Here is a 19,360-nt window from a genome sequence, read left to right on the forward strand (position 1 = left end):
TCAGCGAGGTGGCATTATAGAGATTGCGATCACATTGGCAAGCCCTTTTTCTCGTTTTTTTTGATTTTTTTATCGTTTGGGTGTTTTTTATTCTAAAAGGCGAGTTTTCACTACTATTCTACCTCCATACACCCTGTAATCGCCCTGAATAAGGAAAAAAGGTGAGCTCAATGAGAAGCTACAAAGGTATAAAGCCTGAACTTGGTGAGCGTGTTTACGTTGACCCAACCTCTGTTTTAGTCGGTGATATCCGAATTGGCGATGATTCTAGCATTTGGCCATTGGTAGCAGCGCGAGGCGATGTAAACCACATTCACATTGGTGATCGAACGAATATTCAAGATGGCAGTGTTTTGCATGTCACCCATAAGAACGCTGAAAACCCAAACGGCTACCCATTGATTATTGGTAATGACGTTACGATTGGCCACAAAGTGATGCTGCACGGTTGTGAGATCCACGATCGTGTTTTGGTTGGTATGGGAGCTATTGTTTTAGATGCTGTTGTAATTGAGTCAGAGGTGATGATCGGAGCAGGCAGTTTAGTGCCACCAGGGAAAGTATTAGAAAGTGGCTACTTATATGTTGGAAGCCCAGTAAAGCAAGCTCGCCCTCTATCAGAAAAAGAACGAGCTTTCTTGCAAAAGTCTGCCAACAACTATGTGCAGAACAAAAACGACTACTTAAATGAAGTAAAAGACTTGAACTAAAGCCCTGTTAACCGATGATGATATGGCCTTCTTCGTTGAAGGCTTCATCTTCTATTAGCTCTTCAGCCATTTCTTCTAGGTCGAATCGGTAATCAGTAAACACTTTAATTGCCGCTTGCTCAGTTTCAATCAGTGAACCACTGAGCTTTTCTAGCTTTTGTTTCGTCACAAAGCACTCTATTAGTGCGCCTGATTGTTGCGCCGAAAAGTTTACCGATTGTGATACTTCATCCCATGATTGAATATCTGGGAATAAGATGGATTGATTCATCGCTTATTGACCTTCAAGGTTCTTTCTTAGTTCTCTGAGAACTTGTTTGGCACCAGGACGTAAGCCACGCCAGAGCATAAAGCTTTCCGCAGCCTGCCCAACTAACATTCCAAGACCGTCATACGCATGAGCGGCACCATTCTCTTTTGCCCATAAGTTAAAGCTCGTCACCCCTTTGCCATAAATCATGTCATAGCTTGTACTGTTAGCGGCAAAGATGGAGGATGAAATAGTCGGTAGTTCACCACTAAGAGAAGCGGATGTGGAGTTAATGATGACATCATACTCTTCATCAATACTTGCCATCTCTTTGGCGAGGATAGGACCGTGAGAGACAAACAGCTCTGCGAGCTCTTGTGCTTTACTAAAGGTACGGTTGGTAATGGTTAAAGAGGTCGGCTTTTGATCGAGTAGTGGCTTAATAACACCACGAGCTGCACCACCAGCACCAATAATTAGGATTCGCGCACCTTCCAATACAACCTGATGCTGAATCAGATCTTGCACTAAACCTGCACCATCAGTGTTGTCACCGATGATTTCACCATCGTCTAACTTCTTGAGGGTATTTACCGCGCCTGCTAACTGAGCCCGTTCTGTCAATCGACTAGCAAATTGATAAGCATCTTCTTTAAATGGCATAGTGATGTTGCACCCCTTGCCACCTTCAGCAAAAAACACCTTCGCCGCGTCAATAAAACCATCAACAGGTGCACTTTCTGCGGTATACACCAAAGATTGATTAGTTTGACGAGCAAACAAGGTGTGAATGAATGGCGACTTACTGTGTCCGATAGGATTACCAAACACGGCATAGCGATCGATTTGCTGGGTCATTTCCTTACCTTTGTTCCTTACTTAGATATAGAGAAAACAGGGCCACCTGATTACAGATGACCCTATCACTATCTATCTATATAGAAAAGGAGATTCCGTGCTTACCACTCTCGGGGCGTTAGGTATCGCTCGTAAAGCTCAGCTTCTGGCGATCCCGCTTCTGGCTCGTAGCAGTACTCCCAGCGAGCGAGCGGCGGCATTGACATCAGAATCGACTCAGTACGCCCACCGGTTTGTAAACCAAATAAGGTGCCACGGTCATACACTAAGTTGAACTCTACGTAACGGCCGCGACGATATAGTTGGAATTCACGCTCACGCTCACCATACTCGATCTCTTTACGACGAGAAACGATCGGCAAATAAGCCTGGCAATAGCCTTCACCGACAGCTTTGATGTAAGCAAAACACTTATCAAATTCCCACTGGTTTAGATCATCAAAGAACAAACCGCCAACACCGCGAGTTTCATTACGATGTGGTAGGAAGAAGTATTTGTCACACCATGCTTTATGCTCTTGGTAAACATCGTCACCAAATGGCGCACAAAGCAGTTTTGCAGTGTCGTGCCATGATTGGCAATCTTCTTCAAATGGATAGAACGGCGTTAGGTCAAAACCACCACCAAACCACCAAATTGGGTCTTCGCCATCTTTTTCTGCAATAAAGAAGCGGACATTGGCGTGTGAAGTCGGTACATAAGGGTTTTTAGGGTGAATAACCAAAGAAACACCCATCGCTTCAAAACGACGACCCGCTAGCTCTGGACGATGCGCTGTCGCAGATGCTGGCATTTCTTTCCCTTCCACATGCGAGAAGTTCACGCCTCCCTGCTCGAAAACAAGGCCATCACGCATAACACGTGAGCGCCCACCGCCACCAAGACGTTCGCCCGGTTCACGATGCCATGCATCCTCGACAAAGACGGCCTTTCCATCTTCTTGTTCTAACTGCTGACAAATGGAGTCCTGAAGTGACATCAAGAACTGCTTTACGGCGTGCTTATCGATCGCTGACATACGTTATTACCTATTACGTGAAACCTAATGATGGCTGGCTAGCAGGGTTAACCCTGTCTTAATATTTGTGAAGTTTTGGCGTCACGAATCTCGCTGGGTTTATCACGACCGCTGGTCTCGCCACGAAGAATGGCGACCAGCTTATCACCCAACTGCTCTTCGACTTCTTCCGTGGTCATACACGGTGGTAAGCCGGAAAGATTCGCGCTGGTAGAGGTTAACGGCTTTCCGAATGCATTACACATTTTTTGCACCAAAGGATGATCAGTCACACGAACCGCAATTGAATCAAACTGCCCTGAAACCCAGTTGGATACTTTATCGCTCGCTGGCATGATCCAAGTGTATGGGCCTGGCCAAGTGGCATGAACAGTCTGTAATTGTTCTTCAGTCAACTGAGATTCATCAATATAAGGCAAGAGCTGATCATAACTTGCCGCGATGAGAATCAGCCCTTTTTCTACCGGACGCTGCTTGAGCTCTAATAGCTTTTGAATTGCTTCTGGGTTATCTGGATCACATCCGACACCAAAAACCCCTTCTGTTGGATAGGCAATCACTTCGCCTTGCTTGAGTGCGTTGAGCACTTGTTCAAAGTTATCCACCGATTACTTCCTATTTGTTTGACTGTGTTGTTTTCACTAAGTGTACAAATATTCATTCTCAGACACTAAAGCAATTTTTTTATAAAATGTATCAATAGCGCCAACAACAAGACGCAAACGTTTGCTTGAGATAAAAATCCCCGTATAATGCGCACAAATTTATAGCTCACCTAATTTTTGCAGCTTAAAGGAGTTTGAGATGAAAGTCGGTATCATCATGGGTTCTAAATCCGATTGGCCAACCATGAAACTAGCAGCGGACATGCTAGACCAATTTGGCGTGCCTTACGAAACAAAAGTAGTGTCAGCACACCGAACTCCTCAATTACTGGCTGACTACGCCAGTGGCGCAAAAGAACGCGGCATCAAAGTTATCATCGCAGGCGCAGGTGGTGCAGCCCACCTACCAGGTATGGCGGCGGCGTTTACTAGTTTGCCAGTGCTTGGGGTTCCCGTTCAGTCTCGTGCACTGAAAGGTATGGATTCACTGCTTTCTATTGTACAGATGCCAAAGGGAATTGCGGTTGGTACATTGGCGATTGGCGAAGCGGGCGCAGCAAACGCCGGTATCCTAGCAGCGCAAATCCTAGGCACTCATGATGAAAACATCATGGCGAAGGTAGAAGCATTCCGTAATGAGCAAACGGAAACAGTTCTCGCAAATCCAAACCCTGCAGAGGATTAATCAGATGCATGTACTGGTTCTTGGTGCGGGTCAGTTGGCTCGTATGATGTCTCTGGCTGGTGCGCCACTGAATATTCAAATTTCAGCTTACGATGTCAGCAGCGGTGATGTCGTTCACCCTTTAACTCAACAGGTACTTGGCCATGGCTTGGAAAATGCGATTACGCAAGTTGACGTGATTACTGCCGAGTTCGAGCATATTCCACATGACGTGCTCAAGGTTTGCGAAGCGAGCGGCAAGTTCCTACCAAGTACGCAAGCCATCAAAGCAGGTGGTGATCGCCGTATTGAAAAAGCACTGCTTGATGATGCTGGCGTGCGCAACGCGAAATACTACGTCATTGAAACTCGTGAAGACTTTGAGCGCGCAATTGAACACGTTGGTATGCCAATGGTTCTGAAAAGTGCATTAGGTGGTTACGATGGTAAAGGCCAATGGCGCTTAAAAGAAGCTTCTCAAGTCGACGACATTTGGACTGAGATGGCAGAGTGCATCGCGGCAACACCAACTCAAGCGATTGTTGCTGAAGAGTTTGTTCCTTTTAACCGCGAAGTATCACTGGTTGGTGCTCGAAGCAAAGATGGCAGTGTGGAAGTGTATCCTCTGGCAGAGAACGTCCACACCAACGGTGTATTGAGCCTTTCTACTGCGATTGATGCGCCAGGGTTACAGGAACAAGCAAAGCAAATGTTCACGGCAGTCGCAGATAGCCTAGATTACGTTGGCGTATTAGCGCTTGAGTTCTTTGATGTCGATGGGGCACTTTTAGTGAATGAGATTGCTCCACGCGTGCACAACTCTGGTCACTGGACACAGCAAGGTGCAGAAACGTGTCAGTTTGAAAACCATCTGCGCGCAGTGTGCGGCTTGCCATTAGGTAGTACGAAATTGGTTCGTGAAACCTCAATGATTAATATTCTTGGTGAAGACACACTACCAGAAGCATTGTTATCAATGGATGGTTGCCACCTTCATTGGTATGGCAAAGAGAAACGTGCAGGTCGCAAGATGGGACACATCAACGTGTGTGGCGACTACCCAGGAGAATTGCACCGTAGGTTGTGCGCTCTGGCAGACATCTTAGACCCAATAGCTTTCCCAGCCGTGCAAGCGTTCGCTAAACAGCCTCAACACTAACGTTTGGCAGCAAAAAAATAAAAAAAGGGTCGCACGATGCGACCCTTTTTAATTCCTTTGATGTATTTACCCTTGTTGGGTGTGCTGGCACTTACGGTTGGCACATTGCAATTTCACACCACTGGCGAGTTTCTTCTCCACCAACAGAGTAAAACCACACTCTTCGCATCGCCCCTTGACCGGAGCAAGGTTCACAGCAAATTTGCATTTAGGGTAGTTATCACACGCGTAGAATGTTTTGCCAAATCGGGTTTTACGCTCAACCAAATGTCCTTTGCCACATTCAGGGCAAGCGTGTTGCTCTTGTGACTGCGCCTCTGGCTCTGGTTGATTAATCGACTCAATATGATGACAAGCCGGGTAGTTACTACAACCGACAAACATGCCGTAGCGCCCTTGGCGGAGTACCAACTCATTGCCACACTCAGGACAAGGCACACCCAACTCTTTCACGATGTGCCCATCATTGCTGTGTAGCGGTTTAATATAATCACAGCTTGGGTAATGGTTACAGCCGAGAAATGGGCCATGTTTTCCGTGCTTGAGAGCTAGCTCACCACCACATTTTGGACACGGCTCCTGTTCCAAAGCGTGTTCATGGGCAGAGAAAAGGGTGTTGTCGATTTTACTACTCATACTTACCGTTTCGTGAAAAACACACAAAAAGACAAGCTCGCGTTTATTCTAGCTAAACTCGAACTTGCCCAGATGGTTAGTGAAGAATCCCTTGTTCCTTGGTGTACAACAGCTCTTCCATTAGCGTGTAAGCGTTTTCGTTGCCAGGCACATTAAACAGCACCATCAGAATGATCCATTTGAGGTCTTCAAGCTCAAACTCACTCGTTTCTAATCCCATCACTCGGTCAATCACCATTTCGCGAGTTTCTGTGGTTAACACATTGATTTGCTCGAGAAACAATAGAAATCCTCGGCATTCCAAATCTAAACGCTGCATCTCTTTCGCTGTGTAGATACGAGTTGATGACGAAGCCATGCAAGTCGAGATTGCAGAAGAGGTGTCACTTTGCTGCAATGCGGCAAGCTCTTCTAACCAGACAAGGGCTTTGTAGATATCTTTTTGTTGGAAGCCTGCACGAAGCAACTCTTCTTCCAACTCGTCTTGTTCGACCTGTAACTCTGCATCGCTATGGATGTAGGTTTCGAATAGATACATCAGTATATCCATCATCATAGCTAGCCCCTCCCCTTTCGAATATAGCCACCTGAAACCGCAACGACATGCCCAGAGAGTTCTAACTCTAAGAGCTGCATCATGACTTCTTGGACAGGTATATTGGTCCTGTTTGCAAGAATATCAACCGGTGTAGCTTCACTTCCTACGTTAGCTAACAGCTGAGGAAATGGCAATTCTTCTTCATCATTTAACGTAGAAAATAAATCGGTACTCTGATTAATAGACCAATCAAGCAAGGACTGTATTTCATCTAAGACATCTTTCGTCTTTTCTACGAGGCAAGCGCCATGACGTATCAACTGGTTTCCACCGCAGGCATGGGGGGCATTGATTGACGCTGGCAGCGCAAATACTTCTCGACCTTGCTCAAGCGCGTAACGAGCTGTAATTAACGAGCCGCTCTTTTTCGCCGCCTCGACGACCAGTACACCAAGCGATAATCCACTAATAATACGATTACGACGCGGGAAGTTTTCTGGGCGCGGCTTGGCATTAGGCCGAAACTCAGACACCAAAGCCCCATGTTCAATAACACGTTGCGCTAAACCACGATGACGTGCCGGATAAATATTTTCTAAGCCAGATCCTAGCACCGCAATCGTCTTACCACCCGCTTGCAACGCACCATCATGCGCATGACCATCAATGCCTAAAGCGAGACCACTGGTGACAATAAAATCGTGCTGAACAAACTCTGCAGCAAACTGACGTGCATGCTGTAATCCATCAATACTCGCATTTCGACTTCCAACCATCGCGATTTGTGGCTGAGAAAGACAAGTAGGGTCTCCTTGAACAAAAAGTAGAGGTGGCGGTGCAACGATTTGTTTGAGCTGAGGTGGATAACACGGGTCAGTCAGTGTCAGGATATGATGATTTGTAGAAGCCTCAAGCCAGCTTAAACAAGCATCGACTTCTTTATCTGTTGAAGCCCAAGCTTGAATTTGCTTAGTTGTTAACCCAAGTTGTTGTAGCTGTTCAGGAGAGAAGTTTACGATGTTACGTGGCGTGTCTCTTGCCAGTAGCTTATTCATTTTGACGCCGCCAATGCCTGGCAAACAACTCAGTTTTAACCAGGCAGCGAGATCATCGTTATTTCGTCGATTCATCGATGGTTAATTCGTCCGCCAACGGTGACACCACCGAAATATCTTGGTTAATGGGTTTCGTACTGTTAGTGATCAGTGCCAAGCTAAAGTACTCATAAGGACGAATGACCAGCAACTCACCAACTTTGCTTTGAGGCAAAGTAATTTTCTTATCAAGCACGCCAAACTCTTTCTTGAACTCATCGCCGTCTTTGTAAACTGGGTGCGCGTCTTCTTTTAAATCAAACACACTGCCTTGCTTGAGATTGTCTGACGTGCCTTTATCAATCACCACGACTTGGTTAGTTGAACTAAAGCGAATACCTTCGATATTACCTAGCAACTTTGCAGAACTGCCTTGTGGCGACGGCAGCGGATAGAACGTAGTCGTGAAGTCAGTATTCTCAACCGATTGATTTGGCAACGCGATATCGTTACGTAGGATTTCTTGCATTTGCGATGTAAGCTTCAAACCTGAATAATCACTCGAAGCTTCAACGAGCTCGCCTTTGGCAATCAAACGCAGCGCGGTAATCTCTTCGGACACATCGTCACGCGAAAAGGTAGCTACTGGTCGGTAAATAGCCCAACCTGTCGCGGTCTGATTGCCATTGATATACAGCACATCTTCTGCAGTCAGATACTTACTGCCTTTGCTGCTACCCATCACTTTTGCTGCTCTGTTCAACGAATCTTTATCTAGCAACCGATCCGATTTAAGGTAAGGCATCACCAAACCTTCCGCGACCGTTGGTACCGCTTTCTTTTCCGTGATACGTGCTTTCGGGCTCAGCTTCTTAACCGGTTTTAGGCTCAACACGGGCTGACCGTTAATCCACACCAAAGACAGCTTGTCACCGGGATAAATTAAATGAGGGTTATCGATTTCCGGGTTTACTTGCCATAAACGAGGCCACAACCACGGGCTATCTAAGTACATGGCCGAAATATCCCATAGCGTATCGCCCTTCACAACTACATATGTTTGTGGCGCATCATCTTTAACAGTCAGTGGGTTCGCATCCACATTTGCTACAGCGTTGAAAGAGAAAAGTAACGGCAACGTAACACTGGCAACGTTGCGGAAAATTCGATTCATGACCCTCGTCCTTGGTCTATTAAGCAGGAACCAGAATGGAAATTGGTGCAAGGATGCTGTCATTTAGGCTATAAAATGTCTAGAATTGAGCCAACAAGGTTTGTGCTGTTTCGGCACAGTTCAATATTTCGAGTGAATATGTCTGTATTACAAGTATTAACATTCCCGGATGATCGCCTGCGCACAGTCGCAAAGCCTGTTGAAGCGGTGACACCTGAGATTCAAAAAATCGTCGATGACATGATTGAAACCATGTACGACGAAGAAGGTATTGGCCTTGCTGCAACGCAGGTTGATATCCACAAACGTATCGTAGTGATTGATATTTCAGAAACTCGCGATGAGCCGATGGTGCTAATCAACCCTGAGATTCTGGAAAAGCGTGGCGAAGATGGCATCGAAGAAGGCTGTCTGTCGGTACCAGGTGCGCGCGCACTTGTGCCTCGCGCTGCAGAAGTTACCGTTAAAGCACTGGATCGTGATGGCAAAGAGTTCACCTTTGAAGCCGACGACCTGCTAGCGATTTGTGTTCAACACGAGCTTGATCACTTACAAGGTAAGCTGTTCGTGGATTACCTATCGCCACTGAAACGCAAACGCATTCAGGACAAGCTAGCGAAAATCAAACGCTTTAACGAGAAGCAGCAAAACGCTTAATCTCGAACCATACCAATTAGAAGGAAGTCTACCTTGAGTCAGTCTTTACGAATTGTCTTTGCAGGTACTCCGGATTTCGCCGCCCGTCACTTGGCGGCGTTGTTGTCTTCGGAGCATGAAGTCATCGCGGTTTACACAAACCCAGATCGTCCAGCGGGTCGTGGCAAAAAAATGGCTGCGCCACCGGTAAAACAACTGGCGCTAGAACACAATATCCCGGTTTACCAACCTGAAAGCTTTAAGTCCGACGAAGCGAAACAAGAACTTGCCGATCTGAACGCCGACCTCATGGTTGTCGTGGCGTACGGTATGCTGCTGCCACAAGCGGTTCTTGATACCCCTAAACTGGGTTGTATCAACGTACATGGTTCTATCCTACCTCGTTGGCGTGGTGCGGCTCCAATCCAACGCTCTATTTGGGCGGGCGATGCAGAAACTGGCGTGACCATCATGCAGATGGACATCGGTCTCGACACTGGTGATATGCTGAAGATTGCAACTCTGCCAATCGAAGCGACAGATACCAGCGCTTCAATGTACGAAAAATTGGCTGAGCTTGGTCCAGAAGCCCTGATTGACTGCCTAGTAGACATTGCTGCGGGTAAAGCAGTGCCAGTGAAGCAAGACGATGAGCTAGCGAACTATGCGAAAAAGCTCAGCAAAGAAGAAGCACGCATCAACTGGAACGACGATGCGGCGCACATTGAGCGCTGCGTTCGTGCATTTAACCCATGGCCAATGAGCCACTTTGAGGCGGCAGAAAACAGCATCAAAGTATGGCAAAGCCGTGTCGCAGAGCAAACCAGTGACAAGCCAGCCGGCACCATCGTGCAAGCAGATAAAACCGGTATTTATGTTGCGACAGGCAACGGCGTACTGGTGCTAGAGCAACTGCAAGTTCCTGGCAAAAAAGCCATGTCAGTTCAGGATATTCTGAATTCGCGTGCGGCTTGGTTTGAAGTGGGCACTCTGCTGGTTTAAGCCATATTAGGGGTTATCATCCCCAATAATACGAACTTTTAGAGGGCAGAGATGCCCTCCTTTACTTTAAGGTACTCATCATGAATGTTCGCGCTGCGGCTGCTAACGTCCTGTATCTTGTCGTCGACAAGGGCCACTCACTTTCAAGCGCTCTTCCAGCGGCTCAACAAACGGTACGACCTCGTGACCACGCTCTGCTACAAGAGATCTGTTACGGTGCGCTACGTTACCTCCCTCGCCTAGAAATGATCGCAAACCAGTTGATGGATAAGCCCCTCAAAGGCAAACAACGTGTATTCCATCACCTAATTCTGGTTGGTATTTACCAACTGAGCTTCATGCGTATTCCTGCGCACGCAGCAGTTGGTGAAACGGTTGAAGGCACTAAAGAGCTGAAAGGTCCTCGTCTGCGTGGTTTGATTAACGCTGTATTGCGTAACTACCAGCGCAACCAAGAAGAACTCGACCAAATGGCCGTCAGCAACAACGCTGGCAAGTACGGTCACCCAAGCTGGTTACTAAAACTGCTGCAAGAGGCCTACCCACAGCAATGGGAAAGCATTGTTGAAGCGAACAACCAAAAAGCACCAATGTGGCTGCGTGTGAACCATCAACACCACACTCGTGATGAATACCTTGCGCTGCTCAAAAATGAAAACATTGATAGCACGCCACACACAGAAGCAATGGACGCCATAAAATTGGCCGCACCATGTGATGTGATGAAGCTACCTGGTTTTGAAAAAGGTTGGGTTTCGGTCCAAGATGCGGCGGCGCAGCTCTCGATCAACTACCTAAAACCACAAGACGGCGAACTGATTTTAGATTGCTGTGCAGCGCCAGGTGGCAAGACGGCGCACATTCTAGAGCGCACGTCGGGCAGTGAAGTGGTCGCGATTGACTGCGACGACACACGCTTGAAACGTGTGCATGAAAACCTGAAGCGTCTCAACCTTCAGGCAAAAGTGGTTTGCGGTGATGCGCGTAATCCACAAGAATGGTGGCAAGGCGAGCAATTTGATCGCATTTTGCTGGATGCCCCATGTTCTGCGACTGGCGTGATTCGTCGTCACCCAGACATCAAATGGCTACGTCGTGCAGACGACATCGCCGCATTAGCAGAGCTACAGAGTGAAATTTTTGATGCCATGTGGACGCAACTGAAACCCGGCGGCACCATGGTTTACGCGACTTGTTCAATCACACCGCAAGAAAACGTGGAGCAAGTAAAAGCGTTTTTAGCACGTACCGCGGATGCGCAACTGCTGGATTCTGATCCCGACCAGCCTGGTCGTCAAATTCTACCAGGCGAAGAAGATATGGATGGTTTCTACTACGCAGTGCTAACTAAAACACACGCGTAACAGCATGCTAAATAGGGCGATTGGAGTGATTTCAATCGCCTTTTTCAGATACGAGAAAAGAGTATGAAGATCATTATTCTTGGTGCAGGTCAGGTTGGCGGCACACTGGCAGAAAACCTAGTGGGTGAAAACAACGACATCACCATCGTCGACAACAATGCCGACCGACTGCGTGAATTGCAGGACAAATACGACCTGCGTGTGGTCAATGGCCATGCGAGCCACCCAGACGTGCTGCACGAAGCTGGCGCGCAAGACGCCGATATGCTCGTCGCAGTAACCAACACTGATGAAACCAACATGGCCGCCTGTCAGGTCGCGTTCACTCTATTCAATACCCCAAACCGCGTTGCGCGTATTCGCTCTCCAGAATACTTGGCAGAAAAAGAAGCCCTGTTTAAATCTGGCGCTATTCCTGTTGATCACCTTATCGCACCAGAAGAACTCGTTACGAGCTACATCGAACGTCTGATCCAATACCCAGGCGCGCTGCAAGTGGTGAGCTTTGCTGAACAGAAAGTCAGCCTAGTGGCGGTGAAAGCCTACTATGGTGGCCCGCTGGTGGGTAATGCGCTGTCTGCTTTGCGTGAGCACATGCCGCACATCGATACCCGTGTGGCGGCTATTTTCCGTCAAGGCCGTCCGATTCGCCCACAAGGTACCACCATCATTGAAGCCGACGATGAAGTGTTCTTCGTTGCAGCAAGTAATCATATTCGCTCAGTGATGAGTGAGCTTCAGCGCCTAGAAAAACCGTACCGCCGCATCATGATTGTTGGCGGGGGTAACATCGGCGCAAGCTTGGCTAAACGCCTAGAGCAAACTTACAGCGTGAAGCTGATTGAGCGTAACTACCAGCGTGCAGAAAAGCTCTCTGAGCAACTAGAAAACACCATCGTGTTCTGCGGTGATGCGGCAGACCAAGAGCTTCTCTCGGAAGAGAACATCGACCAAGTCGACGTCTTCATCGCGCTGACCAACGAAGATGAAACCAACATCATGTCTGCAATGTTGGCAAAACGCATGGGCGCTAAAAAAGTGATGGTGCTGATCCAACGTGGCGCTTATGTAGACCTGGTACAAGGCGGCGTAATTGATGTAGCAATCTCACCTCAGCAAGCCACTATTTCAGCCTTGCTAACGCACGTTCGTCGCGCTGATATCGTAAACGTATCCTCACTTCGCCGCGGCGCTGCGGAAGCGATTGAAGCCGTCGCTCACGGTGATGAAAGTACATCTAAAGTGGTTGGACGTGCGATTGGAGATATAAAGCTTCCACCTGGGACCACCATTGGTGCTATCGTTCGTGGCGAAGAAGTTCTTATTGCCCACGACCGTACGGTCATCGAGCAGGATGACCATGTGGTGATGTTCCTGGTCAACAAAAAATACGTATCAGACGTCGAAGCGCTATTCCAGCCGAGTCCATTCTTCCTCTAGGATTTTCCTATGGTCAACTTACGTCCCGTACTGTTTGTTATTGGGCTGGTTTTATCCAAACTGGCCCTGTTTATGTACGTGCCGACTTTGGTCGCTTTCTTTACCGGTACGGGGGGATTCCTCGATTTCGCCCAAGCCGTTGTGATCACGCACCTTGCCGCCTTCATCTGCCTAACGATAGGTCGAACCGCCAAGTTCAAACTCAGCGTACGCGATATGTTCCTCATCACCAGTTTGGTTTGGACCATCGCGAGTGCGTTTGCCGCCTTGCCATTTGTGTTTATCAACCACATCAGCTTCACCGACGCCTACTTCGAAACGATGTCGGGTATCACCACGACGGGCTCAACGGTGCTCAGTGGCCTAGACAACATGGCGCCGAGCATATTGCTGTGGCGCTCTATTTTACAATGGCTTGGTGGCATTGGTTTTATCGTGATGGCGGTAGCAGTGTTACCTATGCTGAATGTCGGTGGTATGAAGCTATTCCAAACCGAATCATCAGATTGGTCGGATAAAAGTAGTCCAAGAGCGAAAACGGTCGCCAAAAACATCGTAGCGGTATATTTAATGCTAACGGGCCTATGTATTTTGGGCTACTTGATCACCGGCATGAACCTGTTCGAAGCAATCAACCATGCCTTTACTACGCTATCGACGGGTGGATACTCTACATCTGATGGGTCAATGAACCACTTCTCTAATGGCGCACATTGGGTGGCCACTACCTTTATGTTCTTAGGTGGTTTGCCGTTTTTGCTCTTTATCGCCGCGTTACGTAAACGCCGTATTGATGTGTTGGTTAACGACGCTCAAGTTAGAGGATTTTCGTACCTGTTCGTATTCTCAAGCTTAGTGATTTCAGCTTGGTTAGTGATTCGAGATGGGTACACCATTTTGGATGCCCTGCGAGTGTCGATGTTTAATATTGTCTCTGTCGTCACCACAACTGGCTTTGGCTTAGAAGACTTCACCGCATGGGGCGCATTACCCACCACTCTTTTCGCATTCTTAATGATGGCGGGGGCATGCTCAGGCTCAACGTCTGGCGGGATCAAAATCTTCCGCTTCCAAATTGCAATGACGCTGCTAAACAAACAAATGATGAAGTTGATTCACCCTTCAGGAGTGTTTGTACAGCGTTATAACCAGCGACCGGTGAATGATGATATTGTTCGCTCAGTGGTGGCATTTGGCTTGATGTTTTTTATCACTATTATCTTTATCGCGGGTTGTTTAAGTGCACTAGGCCTCGACCCTGTGACCAGTATTTCTGGCTCAATCACCGCCGTTGCCAATGTTGGCCCTGGTATGGGCAGTGTGATTGGCCCGACAGGCAACTTCGCGCCTCTGCCCGATACTGCCAAATGGCTCTTAAGCTTTGGGATGTTAATGGGCCGCTTGGAAATTCTGACTATTCTTGTACTGTTCTTTCCTGCGTTTTGGCGCCGCTAAGCAGACTCTAATTAAAAGGTATAACAATGAAAACATGGATTACTCTGGCGACCCTACTTGCCGCCTCATCCACATACGCCGCCGAGGTCATCACTTTAGCCGATGGTCGAGAAGTGAAGTTGAACGATGACTTTACCTGGGAATACGTCATGAAAAAACCGGCGCAGCAAGCGACGGAGACACAAACAACAGCAAGCGTAGTTGAAACAATCGCAGCTCCTGCGATTGCGACAATTCCAGTGGTAACGAAAACCGTTGGCACGACCGTGGTGGTAAACGCCAAAAAGCCAACCATGCAGCTATCAGATTCAGGTGTGGATGTATTGATTGGTTCAGCAAGCTATCAAAGCGGTGAGCTTATTTTGCCTACATCAATCACTAACCAAAGCTCTCAATCTGTCATTCAAGTGGAAGTTGAGGTGCAAGTGTTTGATATGTCTGGTCAGCAACTGGCAAAAGAAAACGTGACTGTTTGGCAATCCATCAAGCGCATGGCGGATACCTACCTGCGACCACAGCAAGCGGAACAAGGTAAGAGCATTAAATTGGCTGTACCGCAATCACAGCAATACCAGTTTTCAGCCAAAGTGCTAGAGGTAAAAACTCGCTAATACGTGTTTAATATTCTTTGTTGAGCCTATCGGCTAGATAGGCTCAACAAAGTAATAAATCGCAAAGAAATGGCACACGCAGCCAGCCAAAACAAAGCCGTGCCAAATCGCATGGTTAAAGGGAATACGCTTCGCAACGTAGAAAATCACCCCCAGTGAATACACAATTCCACCAGCGGCAAGCAGTGTAAGTCCGCCGACATCCAAGTTAATAGCTAATTGATAAATCACAATCAACGATAACCATCCCATCACCAAATACGTCATCAAAGAAAGCTTTTTAAATCGATAGACGAACGCAACTTTCATGATGATGCCGATCAACGCAATGCTCCAAATAACGATCATCAACCCAAATGCTAGAGGTGTTCTTAAGCTGACTAACAAGAAAGGGGTATAGCTGCCTGCTATCAAAAGATAAATAGCACAATGGTCGAAGGTTTTTAGCCAACGTTTCGCTTTGGGATGAGGGATCGCATGATAGAGCGTCGAGGCCAAAAATAGCACGATAATACTCGCACCATAAATCGCCATACTGGTAAGCGTTAAAGTGTCAGCTTGATGGTCTATGGCTTTAACTAACAGCAGTATCAAGCCAACAATACCAAAAATCATCCCTATACCGTGGGTGATGGTATTGGCCAGTTCTTCACGTTGACTGTATTGAGGTTTCTGCAGCTCGGACATCAATGCGCCTATACTAGAGTTTGAAATTTGCTCTAGTATGGCACATTAGGCTTACACGTGTAAGCTTAAATTAAGACTCATGAACGGCAGTAGTTTGATCGAGATAATTGAGTACCAGTTCGCCAACTTGATCTGGCTTAGTCGTGGCAGGAATGGTCAGCTCTCGCTTGAGTTTGCCACTACCCAGTAAGCTCGCGAGCATGCCACCTTGCCCCTTGCGTGTGCGGTCAACTTCAAACCACAACTTGAGCTCTTGCTCACTGCGGTGGGCAACAAATTCTAATTCGCGCCACACGCCGTGGTAAGGTCCGTCGGTTGGCACCAGTTCAAACTCTTGCACAAATGGTAGATCGAATCCTTTCACTTCCTCGCATTCCACCTGGCGAATTCGTAAACCTTGCGCTTCAAATGCAGATAGTACCGCATCCATCAGTGGATCAGGTCGGACGGTGAGGATGTCTTTATCAGTCGGATCCAAAGCAGCAGCAACGTCTAAGCCAGTTTCTAACCATACTTTGGCATCACCAATGGTGACAGGCGTGTTCCAAGGCACATCGAGCTTAACATCGAAGGTACGCTCTTCGCCGGAATGGATGGTAAATGCGTAAGGGAGACTCCACTTAGCAAGCACATGAGTTTGAGGTACTCGGCGCATGCTGTGTCCTTCTCGCGCACCACGGTCATCAGGGGCTTCTGCGATGTAGCGGCAACAGAGTTTTAAATCAATGTTGTCGATCGCTTGTTCAGTCGCACCACCATATACATGGATCGACACATCCACACTTTGACCTGGGTATAGCACGTCTTGGTTTAAGATTGAGTCGACCTTCGCGCTCCCAATCCCAAAACTGGCAAGTGTCTTCTTCAAAAATGACATAGGCACCTCCTTCATCGAGATCTCATACTACTACTGCTGATCGTGGGATCAAACAAAAATTGCCTCGAACATCGCGACAAAATGACAAAATCTAAACAATTCAATTGCTCAACTATCGACCAATTATTACAAGGATGCTAATCTTACACTTGATATGCATGCATATCGGTATTCCTGACTCATTAACTGGATTGGCGAGAGCCAGAAGAGTGATTCTTCAATCTTGTTGGAGCCTAGCTCATAATGATTCAGGCCATTACATCGGCAATGGATATGCCTGACAGTTAGGTAAATTAATGCGCCCAACAACAGTCAGGTTCGCACACACTAATACTAGTGCAATGCGCCGCCGCAGTGGCTTTACTACTGCACCAAAGGCAAAGCAAGTTGCGCCAGCAATGACATTGGTTGAGAAGACAGCAATGATGTCGAGTGTTCCGGCCAAAGTTATCAAAGCAGCTTAATCAAAAGCGCGGCGCCAGCTGCGCTTTTTTCTTTGCACGCGACTCATAAAGCTTCAAAGACTTAGAACAAACTACAGTGAAAGAGATCGTTTTTCCTATTTGGTCTTAGCAAAGCAATTTGGTACCTTTACTGCTAATTACACCTATAAATTCTGTGGAGAAAGAAATGAAGTGTCATCGCATTGAAGAGCTGCTTGAGCTACTAGAGCCTGAATGGCATAAAGATCAAGAGCTGAACCTCTTGCAGTTCATCGTTAAGCTGGCAAAAGAAGCAGGCTATAAAGGAAAGCTAGAAGATCTGACCGACGATGTACTGATCTACCACCTTAAAATGCGTAATAGCAGCAAAGATGAAATGATCCCTGGACTCAAAAAAGACCAAGAGGACGATTTTAAAACGGCGATCCTACGCGCTCGTGGCATCATCAAATAACTAGCTCAACAGCCAGTATTCTTTAAGCGACTCTCTCTGTGAGTCGCTTTTTTATAACCAAAGTTTTTAGTCCCACAATTGGTTATAACTGTTCAGCCAATTATCAGGTTAACTGTACTGATTTTTGTTGTTAAACATTGACTGCGTTAAAGAAACGGAATTGTTATTGATTGTATAATCGCCGTTCATCAGTATTTACTAAAATAATTATGTTCGGTCATCTTTATGACGGAACGAGCAGCAATGTCATCGAGCGACATCAATAGAAATGACGCCGTACATTATAAAAGCCTAAGAAGGATGAGTGCATGAGTCAGGACAAGATCGATATCAAAGATGTGACTCCTAAAACCTATAATCCCAAAACCCATAAAGGAAACGGGGATCGGTTCAACCCAAGTAATCGCATCTATGTACGCGAAAGCAAAGGGACTTACCAGAAACTGCGTCGTTACGGTGGTTGGTTTTTACTGCTTCTCTTCGCTTTGATACCGTGGATCCCTTACGGTGAACGTCAAGCGATCTTGCTTGATATTGGCAACCAGCAGTTCAACTTTTTCGGTACCACGTTGTACCCACAAGATCTTACCCTACTCGCCTTGCTGTTTGTGATCGCGGCGTTTGGGTTGTTCTTTATTACCACCTTCTTAGGTCGAGTTTGGTGTGGCTATCTCTGCCCACAAACCGTCTGGACCTTCATGTATATCTGGTTTGAAGAGAAGCTCGAAGGTAGTGCCAATAAACGCCGTAAACAAGACTCCAATAAGCTGACGGCGAATTTAGCGATGCGTAAAACCGTCAAACATATAGCTTGGTTTGCCATTGCACTCGCCACTGGTTTTACTTTTGTTGGCTACTTCGTGCCAATGAAGCAATTGGTTATCGACTTTTTCACCTTTAACGCCAACTTCTGGCCCGTCTTTTGGGTAATGTTCTTTGCCATTTGTACCTATGGTAATGCTGGTTGGATGCGTTCCATCATGTGTATTCACATGTGTCCTTACGCGCGCTTCCAGTCTGCCATGTTTGATAAAGACACCTTCATCGTTGGCTACGATGCAAAACGTGGGGAAAAACGTGGCCCACGTCCGCGTAAAGCCGATCCAAAGCAACTTGGTTTGGGTGATTGTATTGATTGTGATTTGTGTGTGCAGGTGTGCCCAACAGGTATCGATATTCGTGACGGCTTGCAGTATGAATGTATCAACTGTGGCGCCTGTATTGATGCGTGTGATAACACCATGGATCGCATGGGCTACGAGAAAGGCTTAATTAGTTACACCACCGAGCATCGCTTATCGGGTAAGAGTACCAAAGTCATGCGTCCGAAGCTGTTAGGCTATGGTGCCGTACTACTCGTCATGGTCGGTCTTTTCTTTGCCCAAATTGCAGCGGTAGACCCAGCCGGCATGAGTGTTATTCGCGACCGTAACCAACTGTTCCGCGTTAATGGCTCGGGAGAAGTAGAAAACACCTACACCCTCAAGGTGATCAACAAAACTCAGCAAGTGCAAGAGTACTCGTTGGATGTTGAAGGGCTATCCGATGTAAGCTGGTATGGTAAGCAGACAATTCAGGTCCAGCCAGGTGAGGTATTGAACCTGCCAATGAGTCTTGGTGCCGATCCTGACAAGCTAAACTCTGCGATTACGACAATTCAGTTTATACTCACCGATAAGAGCAACGAATTCACTATTGAAGTAGAAAGCCGTTTTATTAAAAAACTATAGCGCTACTTCAGTGA

General features: G+C 47.1%; 22 protein-coding genes. 12 read left to right on the top strand and 10 right to left on the bottom strand.

The genetic code is table 11. The annotated features are described in order from the left end of the window. Positions 1–161: 161 nt before the first annotated feature. A complete protein-coding gene (locus R7Z78_RS21490) occupies positions 162–710 on the top strand; it encodes a gamma carbonic anhydrase family protein (protein WP_005379096.1) in 549 nt (182 codons plus the stop codon). A gap of 7 nt (positions 711–717) precedes the next feature. On the opposite strand, the gene R7Z78_RS21495 is transcribed toward R7Z78_RS21490, so the two are convergent. From R7Z78_RS21495 to R7Z78_RS21510, 4 genes are all read right to left on the bottom strand, one after another. After that, the gene (locus tag R7Z78_RS21495; RefSeq protein WP_005379090.1) at positions 718–981 is read right to left on the bottom strand and encodes a DUF1488 domain-containing protein; all 264 of its coding nucleotides are present in this window, start codon (positions 979–981) and stop codon (positions 718–720) included. Positions 982–984: 3 nt separating this feature from the next. Then, positions 985–1,818 (bottom strand): shikimate dehydrogenase, encoded by an 834-nt coding sequence (gene aroE / locus R7Z78_RS21500; RefSeq protein WP_104975712.1) that lies wholly within the window; start codon positions 1,816–1,818, stop codon positions 985–987. 101 nt (positions 1,819–1,919) lie between these two features. Next, positions 1,920–2,837: an oxygen-dependent coproporphyrinogen oxidase gene (hemF, locus tag R7Z78_RS21505; RefSeq protein ID WP_104975713.1), complete on the bottom strand. Its 918-nt coding sequence runs from the start codon at positions 2,835–2,837 to the stop codon at positions 1,920–1,922. A 47-nt stretch (positions 2,838–2,884) separates the two neighbouring features. Next, positions 2,885–3,442 carry an L-threonylcarbamoyladenylate synthase gene (locus R7Z78_RS21510; protein WP_005379084.1) on the bottom strand — a complete coding sequence of 186 codons (558 nt, stop codon included), beginning with the start codon at positions 3,440–3,442 and terminating at the stop codon, positions 2,885–2,887. Positions 3,443–3,641: 199 nt separating this feature from the next. Here R7Z78_RS21510 and purE point away from each other — a divergent pair, with 199 nt between their 5' ends. Next, positions 3,642–4,127 carry a 5-(carboxyamino)imidazole ribonucleotide mutase gene (gene purE / locus R7Z78_RS21515; RefSeq protein WP_005379082.1) on the top strand — a complete coding sequence of 162 codons (486 nt, stop codon included), beginning with the start codon at positions 3,642–3,644 and terminating at the stop codon, positions 4,125–4,127. Positions 4,128–4,131: 4 nt separating this feature from the next. Beyond that, a complete protein-coding gene (locus tag R7Z78_RS21520; protein WP_104975714.1) occupies positions 4,132–5,265 on the top strand; it encodes a 5-(carboxyamino)imidazole ribonucleotide synthase in 1,134 nt (377 codons plus the stop codon). Positions 5,266–5,331: 66 nt separating this feature from the next. Here the strand turns inward: R7Z78_RS21520 and R7Z78_RS21525 are convergent, their stop codons facing one another. The 4 genes from R7Z78_RS21525 to R7Z78_RS21540 form a co-directional block, all read right to left on the bottom strand. Further along, complete coding sequence (locus tag R7Z78_RS21525) at positions 5,332–5,901, bottom strand: type I DNA topoisomerase (protein WP_104975715.1); 570 nt, start codon at positions 5,899–5,901, stop codon at positions 5,332–5,334. A gap of 76 nt (positions 5,902–5,977) precedes the next feature. Then, positions 5,978–6,457 (bottom strand): DUF494 family protein, encoded by a 480-nt coding sequence (locus R7Z78_RS21530; RefSeq protein ID WP_005379074.1) that lies wholly within the window; start codon positions 6,455–6,457, stop codon positions 5,978–5,980. Positions 6,458–6,459: 2 nt separating this feature from the next. Continuing rightward, the gene (dprA, locus tag R7Z78_RS21535) at positions 6,460–7,569 is read right to left on the bottom strand and encodes a DNA-processing protein DprA (protein WP_104975716.1); all 1,110 of its coding nucleotides are present in this window, start codon (positions 7,567–7,569) and stop codon (positions 6,460–6,462) included. Next, on the bottom strand, positions 7,553–8,647 hold the full coding sequence (locus R7Z78_RS21540) for a LysM peptidoglycan-binding domain-containing protein (protein ID WP_017821578.1): 1,095 nt from the start codon (positions 8,645–8,647) through the stop codon (positions 7,553–7,555). The genes dprA and R7Z78_RS21540 overlap by 17 nt, the downstream gene beginning before the upstream one ends. A 138-nt stretch (positions 8,648–8,785) precedes the next feature. On the opposite strand from R7Z78_RS21540, the gene def reads away from it, so the two are divergent. From def to R7Z78_RS21570, 6 genes are all read left to right on the top strand, one after another. Next, a complete protein-coding gene (gene def, locus R7Z78_RS21545) occupies positions 8,786–9,304 on the top strand; it encodes a peptide deformylase (RefSeq protein WP_005379068.1) in 519 nt (172 codons plus the stop codon). 33 nt (positions 9,305–9,337) lie between these two features. Beyond that, positions 9,338–10,285, top strand: a complete 948-nt coding sequence (fmt, locus tag R7Z78_RS21550; protein WP_017635609.1) for a methionyl-tRNA formyltransferase — start codon at positions 9,338–9,340, stop codon at positions 10,283–10,285. Positions 10,286–10,365: 80 nt separating this feature from the next. Then, entirely contained in the window at positions 10,366–11,649 is a 1,284-nt protein-coding gene (gene rsmB / locus R7Z78_RS21555) for a 16S rRNA (cytosine(967)-C(5))-methyltransferase RsmB (RefSeq protein ID WP_025628789.1), read from the top strand. A gap of 63 nt (positions 11,650–11,712) precedes the next feature. Continuing rightward, complete coding sequence (trkA, locus tag R7Z78_RS21560) at positions 11,713–13,089, top strand: Trk system potassium transporter TrkA (protein ID WP_005379062.1); 1,377 nt, start codon at positions 11,713–11,715, stop codon at positions 13,087–13,089. Between the two features lie 9 nt (positions 13,090–13,098). After that, on the top strand, positions 13,099–14,544 hold the full coding sequence (locus R7Z78_RS21565) for a TrkH family potassium uptake protein (RefSeq protein WP_104975717.1): 1,446 nt from the start codon (positions 13,099–13,101) through the stop codon (positions 14,542–14,544). 26 nt (positions 14,545–14,570) lie between these two features. Further along, positions 14,571–15,155 (top strand): DUF3157 family protein, encoded by a 585-nt coding sequence (locus tag R7Z78_RS21570; protein WP_005379050.1) that lies wholly within the window; start codon positions 14,571–14,573, stop codon positions 15,153–15,155. A gap of 33 nt (positions 15,156–15,188) precedes the next feature. On the opposite strand, the gene trhA is transcribed toward R7Z78_RS21570, so the two are convergent. Next, complete coding sequence (gene trhA, locus R7Z78_RS21575) at positions 15,189–15,842, bottom strand: PAQR family membrane homeostasis protein TrhA (protein ID WP_005379047.1); 654 nt, start codon at positions 15,840–15,842, stop codon at positions 15,189–15,191. A 70-nt stretch (positions 15,843–15,912) separates the two neighbouring features. After that, entirely contained in the window at positions 15,913–16,719 is an 807-nt protein-coding gene (locus R7Z78_RS21580; protein WP_005379045.1) for a sporulation protein, read from the bottom strand. 296 nt (positions 16,720–17,015) lie between these two features. Here R7Z78_RS21580 and R7Z78_RS21585 point away from each other — a divergent pair, with 296 nt between their 5' ends. The 3 genes from R7Z78_RS21585 (at position 17,016) to ccoG (ending at position 19,346) form a co-directional block, all read left to right on the top strand. Then, positions 17,016–17,183 (top strand): hypothetical protein, encoded by a 168-nt coding sequence (locus R7Z78_RS21585; protein ID WP_005379043.1) that lies wholly within the window; start codon positions 17,016–17,018, stop codon positions 17,181–17,183. Between the two features lie 166 nt (positions 17,184–17,349). After that, a complete protein-coding gene (locus tag R7Z78_RS21590) occupies positions 17,350–17,616 on the top strand; it encodes a YihD family protein (RefSeq protein ID WP_005379040.1) in 267 nt (88 codons plus the stop codon). 308 nt (positions 17,617–17,924) lie between these two features. After that, the gene (gene ccoG, locus R7Z78_RS21595; RefSeq protein ID WP_017821570.1) at positions 17,925–19,346 is read left to right on the top strand and encodes a cytochrome c oxidase accessory protein CcoG; all 1,422 of its coding nucleotides are present in this window, start codon (positions 17,925–17,927) and stop codon (positions 19,344–19,346) included. Positions 19,347–19,360 lie beyond the last annotated feature (14 nt).

Origin of the sequence: Vibrio sp. 1167, from assembly GCF_033340375.1 — a bacterium.
In the GTDB taxonomy this organism is placed as follows: Bacteria; Pseudomonadota; Gammaproteobacteria; order Enterobacterales; family Vibrionaceae; genus Vibrio; species Vibrio alginolyticus.